Consider the following 15,550-nt stretch of genomic DNA (forward strand, 5'->3'; position numbering starts at 1 on the left):
TCGGCAGTGACCGAGACGCATTCGTCTGAAGTTCGTCCGATCTGCTCGGGGAGTCGGCCATGGGCGCCATACCGACGCAACGGGAGACCGTTTCCCGTGCCTCTGATGTGCCTGCGCACGGAACCGCGGCGGAGCGCACAGCCGTGCGCGCGACCCTCCCCTCAAGCCCCCTCGCGGCCGGATCCGCCCGCACCCTGCTGCGCGTGGCGCTCGCCGAGTGGACCGGCCTCGGCCTCGCGCCGTCACCGCAGCTCGCCGACGACGCCGTCGTGGTCGTCAGCGAACTCGTCACCAACGCCGTCGTCCATGCGGGCACCGACGTCGAACTGACCTGCCGTCTGGAGGAGAGCGGCGCGCTCGTCGTCGAGGTCTGCGACCACCACCCCTCCCGCGCCCTCCGCCAGGACGGCACCGAAGCACCGTACGAGACCCCCGAGTACGGGCGCGGCCTGCGCCTGGTCGCCACGCTCGCCGAGGCCTGGGGCGTCACCTACCGCACCGGCGCCAAGACGGTCTGGGCACGCCTGCCCGCCGAGGGGAACCCGGGCGCGGAGGAGCCCGAGGCCTACGCCGGGGAACGCGGACTGGAGGTCGCCGAGATCCTCGCCCCCGAGCCCCGGCGGCCTGAACGCGACCGGGAATGGCTCGGCCGCGGCGCCCTGTCCTTCCTCGCCGAGGCCTCCGACCTGCTCGCCGGGCAGCTCGACGAGAACCTCGTCGCCGCGCTCGCCGGGCAGCTGATCGTGCCCCGGCTCGCCGACTGGTGCGCGGTGTGGCTGGAGGACGAGTCGACGGTGCGTGGCGGCTGGGCCGACGGGACCGGGGCGGCCGGGCCGCGCCTCGCCCGGGTCTGGCACGGCAGCGAGAACCGCATCGAGGAGCTGCGCCGGGCCCTGGAGAAGGACCCGCCGTGCCCCCGGGACGGCTCACGGTCCGGCCCCGAGCCCTACCCCTGGCCCGGCGAGGCCCTCGGCCCGCACGGCACGGACGGCTCCGCGCTCGCCTACCGGCTGGTCGCGGGTGGCCGCCCGCTGGGCACGCTGGTGATCGGGCGGTGCGGGGCGCCGTACTTCCCCGACGAGATCACCGGCCTGGTCGAGGACCTCAGCCGGCGGGTGGCGCTGGCCATCGGCGCGGCCCGCCAGTACGCCCGCCAGGCCACCATCAGCGCCGTCCTCCAGCGCGGGCTGCTGCCCGGCGCGGTCGCCGAGATCCCGGGGGTGAGCAGCGCGCTCGTCTACGAGCCGTGCGACAAGGGCGGCCCCAGCGGGGACTTCTACGACCTGTTCCCGGCGGGCGACGGCCGCTGGTGCTTCGCCATCGGCGACGTGCAGGGCAAGGGACCGGAGGCAGCGGTGGTGATCGGGCTCGCCCGCCCCTGGCTGCGTCTCCTCGCCCGTGAGGGATACCGCGTCGCCGACGTCCTCGACCGTCTCAACCAGCTCCTCCTCGACGACGCCACCGAGGCCGCCGACGCCGCCGCCCGTGCCCTGGTCGCCGCCGGGGGCCGCCCGGTCGCCCCCGGAGAAGGCCCGCAGACCCGCTTCCTCTCCCTGCTCTACGGTGAGCTCGCCCCCTTCGACGGCGGCGTCCGCTGCACCCTCGCCTCCGCCGGGCACCCCCTGCCGCTGCTCCTCGGGCCCGACGGCGGGGTCCGTACCGTCGCGAGGCCGCAGACGCTCCTCGGGGTCATCGAGGACGAGACGTACACCAGCGAGACCTTCGAGATGTACTCCGGCGACACGCTGCTGTGCGTCACGGACGGGGTCACCGAGCGGCGCTCCGGCTCCCGCCAGTTCGACGACGGCGACGGGCTCGCGGCGGCCCTCGCCGGATGCGCGGGGCTGAGCGCCGAACGGACAGCGGAACGCATCCGCCGGCTGGTGCACGAGTTCGGCGGCGGGCAGCCGGAGGACGACCTGGCGCTGCTGGTGCTGCGGGCGGAGTGACCGGAGGCCTCCAGTGACCGGAGTGACCGCAGTGACCGGAGCGACCCGTGCCGGTGCGGGACAATGGGGGACATGCCTTCCGCACTCCCCGACGGCGAGCCCGTACCCGCCGACGGCGCACTGCCCGCGTCCGCGCTCGCCGGGGCCACGGGCCGCCCCCTCGGCTTCTATCTGCACGTCCCGTACTGCGCGACCCGCTGCGGCTACTGCGACTTCAACACCTACACCGCCACCGAGCTGCGCGGCACCGGCGGCGTGCTCGCCTCCCGCGACAACTACGCGGACACCCTGACCGACGAGATCCGCCTGGCCCGCAAGGTGCTCGGCGACGATCCTCGCGAGGTCCGCACCGTGTTCGTCGGCGGCGGTACGCCCACCCTGCTGGCCGCCGACGACCTCGTACGGATGCTGGCCGCGATCCGCGACGAGTTCGGGCTCGCGCCCGACGCGGAGATCACGACCGAGGCGAACCCGGAGTCGGTGGACCCGGCGTACCTGGCGCGGCTGCGGGAGGGCGGCTTCAACCGGATCTCCTTCGGCATGCAGAGCGCGCGGCAGCACGTGCTGAAGGTGCTGGACCGCACCCACACCCCCGGCCGCCCGGAGGCCTGCGTCGCGGAGGCCCGCGCGGCGGGCTTCGAGCACGTCAACCTGGACCTGATCTACGGCACGCCGGGGGAGTCGGACGACGACTGGCGGGCGTCGCTGGACGCGGCGCTGGGGGCCGGTCCGGACCACATCAGCGCGTACGCGCTGATCGTCGAGGAGGGCACGCAGCTCGCCCGCCGTATCCGCCGGGGCGAGGTGCCGATGACCGACGACGACGTGCACGCGGACCGGTACCTGATCGCGGAGGAGCGGCTGTCGGCGGCCGGGTTCGACTGGTACGAGGTCTCCAACTGGGCCACCTCCGAGTCGGGCCGTTGCCTGCACAACGAGCTGTACTGGCGGGGCGCCGACTGGTGGGGCGCCGGACCGGGGGCGCACTCGCACGTGGGGGGCGTCCGCTGGTGGAACGTGAAGCACCCGGGGGCGTACGCGGCCGCACTGGCCGCCGGGCGCTCGCCGGGGGCAGGGCGGGAGCTGCTGTCCGACGAGGACCGGCGAGTGGAGCGCATCCTGCTGGAGCTGAGACTGCGGGAGGGGGTGCCGCTGGCGCTGCTGAAGGAGGAGGGGCTGGCTGCTTCTCGGCGGGCGCTGGGGGAGGGGCTGCTGGAGGCGGGGCCGTACGAGGCGGGGCGGGCGGTGCTCACCCTGCGGGGGCGGCTGCTGGCGGATGCGGTGGTGCGGGACCTGGTGGACTGATCACTCCGGCGAGTGAATCCCCCCGGAACGCCGGTTCGGTCCCTAACCTGGTTCGTAGGCTGCCGCTGAACAGGACGCGGCGGATGTGGAGGCCACGGAGATGACCGCTGTGGACGAGCGTGGGATGACCAGGTTCTTCGAGGAGTTCGAACCTCCGGAGGGCGTCAAGGTCGAGCTTCTTCGGGGAGAAATCGTGATGATGGCCGCTCCGGATCTGGTGCACAACCGGATTGTGGAGGAGGTGCAGGACCAGATCCCGCGCAAGCGCTGGGCTCGGCTTCAGACGACGGACGTGGACATCATCAACGAGGCCAGCGAGCCCATTCCGGACCTGGTGGTCATTCAACGCGGCGTCGCCCCGGACTCCGGGCGCCTGCTGCCGTCGCAGTTGATTACGTTGGTGGTCGAGGTGGTTTCCAAGACGAGCGTCGACCGGGACTACGGAGTCAAGCGTTCCATCTACGCGGCAGGCGAGATCCCCGCTTACCTGATCATCGACCCGATCATGGCACATTGCGTCCTGCTCACGGAGCCCGTAGGTGTGGGGGACGAGGCCGACTACCAGGCCCAGAGGATCACCCGATTCGGCGCTGCACTCCCGCTGGAATCACTCGGCGTTGAGCTGGACACCACCGAATTCGGCACCTACAAGGGCGTCAGGCCCCACCGCTATCCGTGACGAAGTCGATCAGCTCCTCCACCCGCCCCAGCAACTCCGGCTGCAGGTCCTTGTAGGACGTCACACGCTTCAGGATCGCCTGCCACACCGCCCCGGTGTTCTCCGACGGCCAGCCCAGCGCCCGGCACACGCCGGTCTTCCAGTCCTGACCGTGCGGAACCCGGGGCCACGCCTCGATCCCCAGGGACGACGGCTTCACCGCCTCCCAGATGTCGATGTACGGGTGGCCCACGACCAACGCGTGCTCACTCGTCACCGACTCGGCGATCCGCCACTCCTTCGTCCCCGGCACCAGATGGTCCACGAGCACCCCCAGCCGCGCGTCCGGCCCCGGCCCGAACTCGGCCACGATCGCCGGCAGGTCGTCCACGCCCTCCAGGTACTCCACGACCACGCCCTCGATGCGCAGGTCGTCGCCCCACACCTTCTCGACCAGTTCCGCGTCGTGCCGGCCCTCGACGTAGATCCGCCCGGCGCGGGCCACACGCGCGCGTGCCCCGGGGACGGCGACGGAACCGGAGGCGGTACGGGTGGGACGTACCGGCGCCGCGGACGACGGCCGCACCAGCGTGACCACCCTGCCCTCCAGCAGGAACCCGCCCGGCTCCAGCGGGAACACCCGGTGCTTGCCGAAGCGGTCCTCCAGGGTGACCGTGCCCGCCTCGCAGCGGATCACCGCGCCGCAGAAGCCGGTGCCGGGCTCCTCGACCACCAGGCCGGGGTCCGCCGGGACCTCGGGGACGGGCTTGGGCTTCTTCCAGGGAGGAGTCAGATCGGCGGAGTACTGGCGCATTCCGATGACGATAGGAGAACCCGTACCGCCATCAGGGCGACACGCCGAAACGCGCGGCCAGCTCGTCGCGCTGCCGCCGCACGAACGCCGCGTCCACCACCGCTCCGTGACCGGGCACGTACAAAGCGTCCTCGCCGCCGAGGTCGAGGAGCCGGTCGAGGGCGGCGGGCCAGTGGGACGGCACGGCGTCGGGGCCGGCCTGCGGTTCGCCGGACTCCTCGACCAGGTCGCCGCAGAAGACCACCTCCGGATCCCCGGGGACCAGCACGGCCAGGTCGTGGGCGGTGTGCCCCGGGCCCACGTTGGCCAGCAACGCCTGCCGGCCGCCGCCCAGGTCGAGGGTCCACTCGCCGGAGACCAGGTGGCGGGGGACCGGGAGGGAGTCCACGGCCTGTTCCGCCTCCGCCGCCGCGAGGCCGTTCCGTACCGCGTCCAGGCGCAGCTCCTCCCGTTCGTACGCGAACACCGCGTCCGACCCCACCGCCGCGAACGTCTCCGCGCCCGCGAAGGCCGCCGCGCCGAACACGTGGTCGAAGTGGGGGTGGGTGAGCGCGAGATGAGTCACACGGCGGCCGGCCAGTTCCTGCGCCTGCGCGCGCAGCCGTGCGCCCTCGGCGAGACTCGACCCGGAGTCCACCACGAGCGCCGTACCCTCGCCGAGGACCAGCCCCACCGTGCAGTCCCAGCCGGGCAGCCGGCACCGCCCGACCCCGGCGGCCACCCGCTCCCAACCCAGCTCTTCCCAAGTCACCGTCATACCGCGACGCTAACGGGGACGGCCGTACCCGGGCACGGCGGCGCGGACCGGCCTTGCCCGGGGTGTACCCCACGGCCGTACACTGGGCCGGGGTGCTGGCACTCGCGAGCGCAGAGTGCCAGACAAAGGGCCCGAAGGCCGCAGGGGACGATTTTCTGGAGGTGTGCGCGGTGCTGAGTGAACGCAGGCTTCAGGTGCTGCGTGCGATCGTCCAGGACTACGTCGGCACCGAGGAGCCCGTCGGCTCCAAGGCCCTCACCGAGCGGCACAACCTCGGGGTCTCCCCGGCCACCGTCCGCAACGACATGTCGGCCCTGGAGGACGAGGGGTACATCGCGCAGCCGCACACCAGCGCGGGGCGCATCCCCACCGACAAGGGCTACCGGCTCTTCGTCGACAAGCTCGCGGGCGTCAAGCCGATGACCGCCCCCGAGCGGCGGGCGATCCAGAACTTCCTCGACGGTGCCGTCGACCTCGACGACGTCGTGGCCCGTACGGTGCGGCTGCTCGCGCAGCTCACCCGGCAGGTCGCGGTCGTGCAGTACCCCTCGCTGACCCGCTCGACCGTGCGGCACGTGGAGCTGCTCTCGCTCGCCCCGGCGCGCCTGATGCTCGTGCTCATCACGGACACCGGCCGGGTCGAGCAGCGGATGGTGGACTGCCCGGCGCCCTTCGGGGAGACCTCGCTGGCGGACCTGCGCGCACGGCTCAACAGCCGGGTCGCGGGCCGCCGGTTCACGGATGTGCCGCGGCTGGTCGAAGACCTCCCCGAGGGATTCGACACGGAAGACCGAGGTACGGTCTCGACAGTGCTCTCCACTCTGCTGGAGACGCTGGTCGAGGAGAACGAGGAGCGGCTGATGATCGGCGGTACCGCCAATCTCACCCGCTTCGGACATGACTTTCCCCTCACCATCCGGCCGGTGCTCGAGGCGCTGGAGGAGCAGGTGGTGCTGCTCAAGCTCCTGGGCGAGGCGAAGGATTCGGGCGTGACCGTGCGCATCGGCCACGAGAACGCCCATGAGGGACTCAACTCCACGTCCGTGGTGTCGGTCGGTTACGGTTCGGGCGGCGAGGCAGTCGCCAAGCTCGGCGTGGTCGGACCGACCCGCATGGACTATCCGGGAACGATGGGAGCGGTACGAGCGGTGGCACGGTACGTCGGACAGATCCTGGCGGAGTCGTAGGTGGCCACGGACTACTACGCCGTTCTCGGCGTGCGCCGCGACGCGTCGCAGGAAGAGATCAAGAAGGCCTTCCGGCGGCTCGCGCGCGAGCTGCACCCGGACGTCAACCCGGATCCGAAGACCCAGGAGCGGTTCAAGGAGATCAACGCCGCCTACGAGGTGCTGTCGGACCCGCAGAAGAAGCAGGTCTACGACCTCGGCGGCGACCCGCTCTCGCAGGCCGGCGGCGCCGGCGCGGGCGGCTTCGGGGCCGGTGGCTTCGGCAACTTCTCCGACATCATGGACGCGTTCTTCGGCACGGCGTCCCAGCGCGGCCCGCGCTCGCGCACCCGGCGCGGCCAGGACGCGATGATCCGGATCGAGGTCGAGCTGGACGAGGCGGCCTTCGGCACGACCAAGGACATCCAGGTCGACACGGCGGTCGTCTGCAACACCTGCAACGGTGAGGGCGCCGCGCCCGGCACGACCGCCCAGACCTGTGACATGTGCCGCGGCCGCGGTGAGGTCTCCCAGGTCACCCGGTCCTTCCTGGGCCAGGTCATGACCTCGCGGCCCTGCCCGCAGTGCCAGGGCTTCGGCACCGTCGTGCCGACCCCGTGCCCCGAGTGCGCCGGCGACGGCCGGGTCCGCTCGCGCCGCACCCTGACGGTGAAGATCCCGGCCGGTGTCGACAACGGCACCCGTATCCAGCTCGCGGGCGAGGGCGAGGTCGGCCCCGGTGGCGGTCCCGCCGGTGACCTGTACGTCGAGATCCACGAGCTGCCGCACTCCACCTTCCAGCGGCGCGGCGACGACCTGCACTGCACGGTCACCATCCCGATGACCGCGGCGGCCCTCGGCACCAAGGTGCCGCTGGAGACGCTGGACGGCATGGAGGAGGTCGACATCCGCCCGGGCACCCAGTCCGGCCAGTCGATCCCGCTGCACAACCGGGGCGTCACCCATCTGCGCGGCGGCGGCCGCGGCGACCTCATCGTCCACGTCGAGGTCCAGACCCCGACCAAGCTCGACCCCGAGCAGGAACGGCTGCTGCGCGAGCTGTCCAAACTCCGCGGCGAGGAACGCCCCCAGGGGCAGTTCCAGCCGGGGCAGCAGGGCTTGTTCTCGCGGTTGAAGGATGCGTTCAACGGGCGCTGACGTGGCGCGGGGGCGGTTCGGCCGGGGGTCCGGGGGTCGTCCCCCGGGCAGGCACGGTCGGCCGGGGCAGCAGGGCTTGTTCTCGCGGTTGAAGGACGCGTTCAACGGGCGCTGACGCCCGGCGTCAGGTGCCCTGACCGCTGACCATTCCCCTGGCATATGCCAGGGGAAGCCCGGTTGCGGAGTTGTTCGGAGGACGTGGCAACATGCGGGTCATGTCCTCCGCACTGACCGATCTCTTCCCCCATCCGATCGTGCAGGCCCCCATGGCGGGCGGTGTCTCCGTACCCCAGCTCGCCGCTGCCGTGTGCGAGGCCGGTGGGCTCGGGTTCCTCGCCGCCGGGTACAAGACCGCCGACGGCATGTACCAGGAGATCAAGCAGCTGCGGAGCCTGACCGGCGGCCCCTTCGGCGTGAACCTCTTCATGCCGCAGCCGGAGTACCCCGGTGCAAGCACCGGCTCCACCCGAGCGGCTAACGCCGCGCCCCCTGCCGGCGCCCTCGAGATGTACGCCCACCAGCTGGCCGGCGAGGCCGCCTGGTACGAGACCGAGCTCGGCGACCCGGACAGCGGCCGGGACGACGGCTACGAGACCAAGCTCACGGTGCTGCTCGACAACCCGGTGCCCGTGGTCTCCTTCCACTTCGGCGTCCCCAGCCGGGACGTGCTCGACGCGCTGCGCCGCGCCGGAACCCTCACCCTGGTCACCGCCACCACCGCGGAGGAGGCCCTGGCGGTGGAGCGGGCCGGGGCCGACGCGGTCATCGCGCAGGGCGTGGAGGCCGGCGGCCACCAGGGCACCCACCGGGACATCCCGGAGGCGGACGGCAGCGGCACCGGCCTCCTCTCGCTGGTCGCCCAGGTCCGCGAGACCGTGGACATCCCGATCGTCGCCGCCGGAGGCATCATGCGCGGCAGCCAGATCGCGGCGGTCATGGCGGCGGGCGCGAGCGCGGCCCAGCTCGGCACCGCGTTCCTCGCCACCCCCGAGTCCGGCGCGAACGCCCTGCACAAGCAGGCGCTGACCGACCCGCTGTACGCCCGTACCGAGCTGACCCGCGCCTTCTCCGGCCGCCCGGCCCGTGGCCTGGTCAACCGCTTCGTGCGCGAGCACGGGCCCTACGCGCCCGCCGCCTACCCGGAGATCCACCATCTGACCGCGCCGCTGCGCAAGGCCGCCGCCAAGGCCGGTGACCCGCAGGGCATGGCGCTGTGGGCGGGCCAGGGGCACCGGATGGCACGGGACGTGCCGGCCGGGCAACTGGTGGAGGTCCTGGTAGCGGAGCTGGAGGAGGCCCGCGCGGCCCTGTCCGCCGGGGGTGGGCTGCGATGACGGCCCCGGTGTTCGTGGTCGAGCGGCTCGACGGAGTCGGCCCCGAGTTTGTGCTCGACGGGCCCGAGGGCCGGCACGCGGTCTCCGTGAAGCGGCTGCGCCCCGGCGAGGACGTGGTGCTCACCGACGGGCGCGGGCACTGGACCGAGGGCGTGGTGAAGGCCGCCGAGGGCAAGGACCGGCTGGTCGTCATGGACCTGGAGCCGGTCGTGGAGGAGCCCCTGGCGCAGCCGCGCATCACCGTCGTCCAGGCCCTGCCCAAGGGCGACCGGGGCGAGCTGGCCGTCGAGACCATGACCGAGGCCGGCGTCGACGCGATCGTGCCCTGGCAGGCCGCCCGCTGCATCACCCAGTGGAAGGGCGACCGCGGACTGAAGGCACTCGGCAAATGGCGGAGCACCGCCCGCGAGGCGGGCAAGCAGTCCCGCCGGGTCCGCTTCCCGGACGTCGCGGACGCGGCGACGGGCAAGCAGGTTGCCCAGCTTCTCGCCAAAGCCGACTTCGCCGCCGTCCTGCACGAGGACCGCGACTACCCCAGTGAGCCCCTGGCCACCGCCGAACTCCCCACCGAGGGTGAGATCGTGCTGGTCGTGGGTCCCGAAGGAGGCGTCGCCCCCGAGGAGTTGGAGCTGTTCGCGGCGGCCGGTGCGAAGGCCTACCGGCTCGGGCGCACGGTACTGCGCTCCTCGACCGCCGGCACCGCGGCCGTGTCCCTGCTCATGGGCCGGACCGGCCGCTGGTCCTGACCGCAGGGGAAGCCCGCGCCCACCTGACGGCGACCGCCGGGAAGAGCTCCCAGCCGTCCACCTCCTTGGAGCAGTCGAGCAACCCGCGCTCCCGTGCCTCGTCGACGAACGCACGGACGACACCCGGCCGGTGCAGGTTCAGCAGCTCTCCGCCGCCGTCGCCGACGCACCCGGAGTGCAGCAGCCCGTCGGGCAGCAACCGGCCCGCGCCGGACCGGAAGACGATCCGCGTCCGGACGCCCTCCCGGTACAGCGTGAGCACCTCCCGGCAGGCCACACCGGCCGCGTGCCGGTGCCGCACGGTCCACCGGTGCGCCGTCCCCTCGCCGTCGACGAGCCGTCTGACCCTGCGTTCACTGCGCATCCGGCCAGCCTAGGACGCAAGAGCCACCCGATGGTGGGACGCTCGAACAACCGAGTGGCCGTATGTGCCCTACCGCCCCGCCCGCGGTGGTGGCACGCTCCCCTCCATGGGGGTATCGAGGCACTTGCCGCACCGGCCCCGCCGGACGCGGGCGGTGGCCGTGGCGGGGCTGGCGGTGGCGGCCGTGGGCGCGGTCGTGGCGTGTGAACCGGGCGATCTGAGTTCGGCGGCGGTCGCGTACACCACGGACAAGACGGCGACCGCGGAACTGGAGCGGCAGCACGTGCACGTGCGCTGGCTCACCTGCACGGGCAGCTACGGAAGCAGGGGCCGCGCCACGGGGAAGTCGCCGTCGCCGAGCGCGACCACCGTGGTCACCGTCGACTGCCGGGGGCAGACGGACGACGGACGGAAGATCACCGTCACCGGCCGGGTCACCAAGGCAGTCGACGGCGCGTGCGTGCGCGGCGACCTCACCGCGAAGGTCGGCGGCAAGCGGTGGTTCCACGTCGACGGCCTGGGCGACTGCGACGCCAGGCCGGGACCGACGTACACCGCGCCCGTCACCCACCGGCCCCCGGGCGGCGGGCAGCCCGGTCCCACCGTCACCGTCACGGTCACCAGGACCATCTGGTGCAAGGGCGACCCCACCTGCTGGCCGGTCGAGGGCAAGTGATCGCCGAAACCGGGTCCCGCCGACGACGTGTGCTGCGTAGGGTGATCGGGTGACTCAGGGCGCATCCACCACGACACCGGCAACCCCGTCCTACCTCCGATTCCCGCACCTGCAGGGGGAGTCGGTCACCTTCACCGCCGAGGACGACGTCTGGCTCGCCCCGCTGGACGGCGGGCGGGCCTGGCGGGTCAGCGCGGACAACGTACCGGTGAACCACCCCCGTATCTCCCCGGACGGCACGACGGTCGCCTGGACCTCCACCCGCGACGGCGCCCCCGAGGTGCACATCGCCCCCGTCGCCGGCGGCCCGGCCAAGCGGCTCACCCACTGGGGGAGTTGGCGCACCCAGGTGCGCGGCTGGACCCCCGACGGGCGGGTCCTGGCGCTCAGCACCCAGGGCCAGGCCAGCCTGCGCCGCAGCTGGGCCCACGCGGTGCCGCTCGACGGCGGACCGGGCACCACCCTGCCGTACGGGCCCGTCGGGGCCGTGGCGTACGGTCCGGCCACCGTGCTGCTGTCCGCGCCGATGGGGCGCGAGGCCGCCTGGTGGAAGCGCTACCGGGGCGGTACGGCGGGCAAGTTGTGGATCGACCGCGAAGGCGACGGCGAGTTCGTACGGCTGCACGAGGAGCTCGACGGGAACATCGAGTACCCGGTGTGGGCGGGGGAGCGCATCGCCTTCCTGTCCGACCACGAGGGCACCGGGGCGCTGTACTCCTCCCTCGCCGACGGGTCCGACCTGCGCCGGCACACACCACTCGACGGCTTCTACGCCCGGCACGCATCGGGCGACGGCACCCGCGTCGTGTACACCGCCGCCGGTGAACTGTGGGTCCTGGACGACCTGGACGGCGCCGAACCGCGCAAGCTCGACATCCGGCTGGGCGGAGCGCGCGTGGACCTCCAGCCGTACCCGGTGAACGCGGCCCGCTGGTTCGACTCCGCCGCCCCCGACCACACCGCGCGGGGCAGCGCCGTCGAGGTGCGCGGCGGCATCCACTGGGTCACCCACCGCTCCGGCCCCGCCCGCGCGCTCGCCGCCCGCCCGGGCGTCCGGGCCCGGCTGCCGCGTGCCTTCCGCGCCGAGGGCGAGGACTGGGTGGTGTGGGTGACCGACGCCGAGGGCGACGACGCGCTCGAGTTCGCCCCGGCCACCGGCCTCGCGCCCGGCACCACCCCCCGGCGCATCGCCGCCGGACAGCTCGGCCGGGTCCTGGAGCTGGCCGTGGCCCCCGACGGCAGCCGGGCCGCCGTCGCCGCGCACGACGGACGGCTGCTGCTCGTCGAACGGGAGACCGGCGAGGTCCGCGAGGTCGACCGCAGCGAGGACGGCGACGTCTCCGGGCTGGCCTTCTCCCCGGACTCCGCCTGGCTCGCCTGGTCCCACCCCGGCCCGCGCCCCCTGCGTCAGCTCCGGCTCGCCCACACCACCGACCTGTCGGTCACCGAGGCGACCCCGCTGCGCTTCCAGGACTACGCGCCCGCCTTCACCCTCGACGGCAAGCACCTCGCCTTCCTCTCCGCCCGCTCCTTCGACCCGGTCTACGACGAGCACGTCTTCGACCTGGCCTTCGTGGTCGGTTCCCGCCCCCACCTGATCACCCTCGCCGCCACCACCCCCTCGCCGTTCGGCCCGCAGCGGCACGGCCGGCCCTTCGACACGCCCGACAAGGACGAGACCCCGGACAGCGAGGGCACCCCGACCACCCGGATCGACCTGGAGGGGCTCGCCGACCGCATAGTGCCCTTCCCGGTGGAGGCCGCCCGCTACTCCAACCTGCGCGCCGCCAAGGACGGGGTGCTGTGGCTGCGCCACCCGGTGCGCGGTGTCCTCGGCGTCTCCCGGGCCACCCCCGACGACCCCGACCCGAAGACCGAGCTGGAGCGCTACGACCTCGCCCAGCAGCGCATCGAGCACCTCGCCGCGGACGCCGACCACTTCGAGGTCAGCGGCGACGGCAAACGCGTCCTGCTGTGGACCGACGGCCGGCTCCGCGTCGTGCCCAGCGACCGGCGCGCCGCCACCGACGACGACGGCGACACCTCTGTCACCGTCGACCTCACACGGGTCCGCCAGACCGTCGACCCGGCGGCCGAGTGGCGGCAGATGTACGACGAGACCGGCCGCATCATGCGCGACCACTTCTGGCGGCCGGACATGGGCGGGGTCGACTGGGACGGCGTCCTCGACCGCTACCGCCCGGTCCTGGACCGCGTCGCCACCCACGACGACCTCGTCGACCTGCTGTGGGAGGTGCACGGCGAACTCGGCACCTCGCACGCGTACGTCACCCCCTACGGCGCGCACGGCGGCGGCGCCCGCCAGGGCCTGCTCGGCGCCGACATCTCCCGGCACGAGGACGGCAGCTGGCGCATCGACCGCGTACTGCCCGCCGAGACTTCCGACCCGAACGCCCGCTCCCCGCTCGCCGCGCCCGGTGTCGCGGTGCGCGCCGGGGACGCGATCGTCGCGGTCGGCGGCCACCCCGTCGACCCGGTGACCGGTCCCGGCCCGCTGCTCGTCGGCACGGCCGGCAAGGCCGTCGAGCTGACCGTCTCACCGGCGGGCGGCGGCGAGCCGCGGCACGCGGTGGTGGTCCCGCTCGCCGACGAGGAACCGCTGCGCTACCACGCCTGGGTCGCCGACCGGCGCGCCCGCGTCCACGAGCTCTCCGGCGGCCGGCTCGGCTACCTCCACGTGCCCGACATGCAGGCCCCCGGCTGGGCCCAGATCCACCGCGACCTGCGGGTGGAGGTGGCCCGCGAGGGACTCGTCGTCGACGTCCGGGAGAACCGCGGCGGCCACACCTCCCAGCTCGTCGTCGAGAAGCTGGCCCGGCGGATCGTCGGCTGGGACCTGCCGCGTGGCCTCAGGCCCTACAGCTACCCCCAGGACGCGCCCCGCGGGCCGGTCGTGGCGGTCGCCAACGAGTTCTCCGGCTCCGACGGCGACATCGTCAACGCGGCGATCAAGGCGCTCGGCATCGGCCCGGTCGTCGGCACCCGCACCTGGGGCGGCGTCATCGGCATCGACAGCCGCTACCACCTGGTCGACGGCACACTGGTCACCCAGCCCAAGTACGCCTTCTGGCTGGAGGGTTACGGCTGGGACGTGGAGAACCACGGGGTCGATCCCGACGTGGAGGTGGTCCAGCGCCCGCAGGACTGGGCGGCGGGCCGGGACCCCCAGCTCGACGAGGCGGTACGGATGGCGCTGGCCGCGCTGGACGACACCCCGGCGAAGACCCCGCCGTCGCTCCCGGACCTGGACTGACACCCGGTGTCGATACGATGCCCCCGTACTGGATCACCGGCGTGAGGAGGCACACGCATGGCAGGGCAAGAGGGCGGCGCGCCGCAGGACGACTGCCTGTTCTGCAAGATCGTCGCGGGGCACGTACCGGCGACGATCGTCCGTGAGACCGAGACGACCGTGGCCTTCCGGGACATCAACCCCCAGGCGCCCACCCACGTCCTGGTGATCCCCAAGGCGCACTACCGGGACGCCGCCGCGCTCGCCGCCGGCGCCCCGCAGCTCGCCGCGGACGTCCTGGCGGAGACCCAGGCGGTCGCCGACGAGGAGAAGCTGGAGAGCTACCGCATCGTCTTCAACACCGGCAGCGGCGCCGGCCAGACCGTCTGGCACGCGCACGCCCACGTCCTCGGCGGTCGCGGCCTGCAGTGGCCCCCCGGGTAAGCAGCCGTGTCCGTACGCGAGTTGGTCGTCCTCGGCACCGCCAGCCAGGTCCCGACCCGGCACCGCAACCACAACGGCTACCTGCTGCGCTGGGACGGCGAGGGCATCCTGTTCGACCCCGGCGAGGGCACGCAGCGGCAGATGCTGCGCGCCGGGGTCGCCGCGCACGACCTGAACCGGATCTGCGTCACGCACTTCCACGGCGACCACTCACTCGGGCTCGCCGGGGTCATCCAGCGCATCAACCTGGACCAGGTCCCGCACCCGGTCACCGCCCACTTCCCGCGCTCCGGGCAGCGCTTCTTCGACCGGCTGCGGTACGCGACGGCCTACCGTGAGACGGTCGGCGTCACCGAGGCGCCGGTCGACGCCGACGGGGACCTCGCGGTCACCGCCTCGTACACCCTCCAGGCCCGCAGGCTCTCCCACCCCGTGGAGTCCTTCGGCTACCGGCTGATCGAACCCGACGGGCGCCGCATGCTGCCCGAGCGGCTCGCCGCGCACGGCATCAAGGGGCCGGACGTGGGGCGCCTCCAGCGGGAGGGGGCGATCGACGGTGTCGCCCTGGAGGACGTCAGCGAGGTGCGGCGCGGGCAGCGGTTCGCGTTCGTCATGGACACCCGGCTGTGCGAAGGGGTGCACGCGCTCGCCGAGGGCTGCGACATGCTGGTCATCGAGTCCACCTTTCTCGACGAGGACGAGGATCTCGCCGAGGAGCACGGCCATCTGACGGCGGGCCAGGCCGCACGGGTGGCCCGGGACGCCGGGGTACGGCACCTCGTCCTCACCCACTTCAGCCAGCGGTACTCCGCACCGGAGGAGTTCGAGCGGCAGGCGCGGGCGGCCGGCTTCGAGGGCGAGCTGACCGTGGCACACGACCTCCAACGGGTGCCGGTTCCGAAACGGCGATAAAACGGCCGTACGAT

The 15,550-nt window shown here is 73.2% G+C and carries 14 protein-coding genes; 11 read left to right on the plus strand and 3 right to left on the minus strand.

All coding sequences use genetic code 11. From position 1 onward, the window contains the following. Positions 1-59: 59 nt before the first annotated feature. The 3 genes from ACFY0F_RS01600 to ACFY0F_RS01610 all read left to right on the plus strand — a co-directional run bounded on the left by ACFY0F_RS01600 (position 60) and on the right by ACFY0F_RS01610 (position 3,933). The gene (locus ACFY0F_RS01600) at positions 60-1,949 is read left to right on the plus strand and encodes a SpoIIE family protein phosphatase (RefSeq protein WP_388787232.1); all 1,890 of its coding nucleotides are present in this window, start codon (positions 60-62) and stop codon (positions 1,947-1,949) included. Between the two features lie 72 nt (positions 1,950-2,021). Next, the gene (hemW, locus tag ACFY0F_RS01605) at positions 2,022-3,254 is read left to right on the plus strand and encodes a radical SAM family heme chaperone HemW (protein WP_388787234.1); all 1,233 of its coding nucleotides are present in this window, start codon (positions 2,022-2,024) and stop codon (positions 3,252-3,254) included. Positions 3,255-3,354: 100 nt separating this feature from the next. Next, positions 3,355-3,933 carry a Uma2 family endonuclease gene (locus tag ACFY0F_RS01610; RefSeq protein ID WP_388787237.1) on the plus strand — a complete coding sequence of 193 codons (579 nt, stop codon included), beginning with the start codon at positions 3,355-3,357 and terminating at the stop codon, positions 3,931-3,933. On the opposite strand, the gene ACFY0F_RS01615 is transcribed toward ACFY0F_RS01610, so the two are convergent. Then, the gene (locus ACFY0F_RS01615; protein WP_388787240.1) at positions 3,911-4,726 is read right to left on the minus strand and encodes a DUF3097 domain-containing protein; all 816 of its coding nucleotides are present in this window, start codon (positions 4,724-4,726) and stop codon (positions 3,911-3,913) included. The genes ACFY0F_RS01610 and ACFY0F_RS01615 overlap by 23 nt on opposite strands. 31 nt (positions 4,727-4,757) lie before the next feature. Further along, positions 4,758-5,483 carry an MBL fold metallo-hydrolase gene (locus ACFY0F_RS01620; protein ID WP_388787243.1) on the minus strand — a complete coding sequence of 242 codons (726 nt, stop codon included), beginning with the start codon at positions 5,481-5,483 and terminating at the stop codon, positions 4,758-4,760. Positions 5,484-5,653: 170 nt separating this feature from the next. Here ACFY0F_RS01620 and hrcA point away from each other — a divergent pair, with 170 nt between their 5' ends. The 4 genes from hrcA (at position 5,654) to ACFY0F_RS01640 (ending at position 9,887) form a co-directional block, all read left to right on the plus strand. After that, the gene (gene hrcA / locus ACFY0F_RS01625; protein WP_388787246.1) at positions 5,654-6,670 is read left to right on the plus strand and encodes a heat-inducible transcriptional repressor HrcA; all 1,017 of its coding nucleotides are present in this window, start codon (positions 5,654-5,656) and stop codon (positions 6,668-6,670) included. Continuing rightward, positions 6,671-7,807: a molecular chaperone DnaJ gene (gene dnaJ / locus ACFY0F_RS01630; RefSeq protein WP_388787248.1), complete on the plus strand. Its 1,137-nt coding sequence runs from the start codon at positions 6,671-6,673 to the stop codon at positions 7,805-7,807. A 215-nt stretch (positions 7,808-8,022) separates the two neighbouring features. Continuing rightward, the gene (locus tag ACFY0F_RS01635) at positions 8,023-9,141 is read left to right on the plus strand and encodes a nitronate monooxygenase (protein WP_388787250.1); all 1,119 of its coding nucleotides are present in this window, start codon (positions 8,023-8,025) and stop codon (positions 9,139-9,141) included. Beyond that, positions 9,138-9,887 carry a 16S rRNA (uracil(1498)-N(3))-methyltransferase gene (locus ACFY0F_RS01640; RefSeq protein ID WP_388787253.1) on the plus strand — a complete coding sequence of 250 codons (750 nt, stop codon included), beginning with the start codon at positions 9,138-9,140 and terminating at the stop codon, positions 9,885-9,887. The genes ACFY0F_RS01635 and ACFY0F_RS01640 overlap by 4 nt, the downstream gene beginning before the upstream one ends. Here the strand turns inward: ACFY0F_RS01640 and ACFY0F_RS01645 are convergent. Next, positions 9,859-10,251 (minus strand): hypothetical protein, encoded by a 393-nt coding sequence (locus ACFY0F_RS01645; protein ID WP_388787256.1) that lies wholly within the window; start codon positions 10,249-10,251, stop codon positions 9,859-9,861. The genes ACFY0F_RS01640 and ACFY0F_RS01645 overlap by 29 nt on opposite strands. 106 nt (positions 10,252-10,357) lie before the next feature. Between ACFY0F_RS01645 and ACFY0F_RS01650 the strand changes: the two genes are divergently transcribed. Genes ACFY0F_RS01650 through ACFY0F_RS01665 form a run of 4 tightly spaced genes read left to right on the plus strand, consistent with a single transcriptional unit; the run spans position 10,358 to position 15,536 of the window. Then, the gene (locus tag ACFY0F_RS01650; RefSeq protein WP_388787259.1) at positions 10,358-10,927 is read left to right on the plus strand and encodes a hypothetical protein; all 570 of its coding nucleotides are present in this window, start codon (positions 10,358-10,360) and stop codon (positions 10,925-10,927) included. Between the two features lie 49 nt (positions 10,928-10,976). Then, complete coding sequence (locus tag ACFY0F_RS01655; RefSeq protein ID WP_388787262.1) at positions 10,977-14,201, plus strand: S41 family peptidase; 3,225 nt, start codon at positions 10,977-10,979, stop codon at positions 14,199-14,201. Between the two features lie 57 nt (positions 14,202-14,258). After that, positions 14,259-14,624, plus strand: a complete 366-nt coding sequence (locus ACFY0F_RS01660) for a histidine triad nucleotide-binding protein (RefSeq protein WP_388787265.1) — start codon at positions 14,259-14,261, stop codon at positions 14,622-14,624. Positions 14,625-14,630: 6 nt separating this feature from the next. Then, entirely contained in the window at positions 14,631-15,536 is a 906-nt protein-coding gene (locus ACFY0F_RS01665) for a ribonuclease Z (RefSeq protein WP_388787269.1), read from the plus strand. Positions 15,537-15,550: the final 14 nt, after the last annotated feature.

Origin of the sequence: Streptomyces sp. NPDC001544 (assembly GCF_042894285.1) — a bacterium.
Taxonomy (GTDB): domain Bacteria; phylum Actinomycetota; class Actinomycetes; order Streptomycetales; family Streptomycetaceae; genus Streptomyces.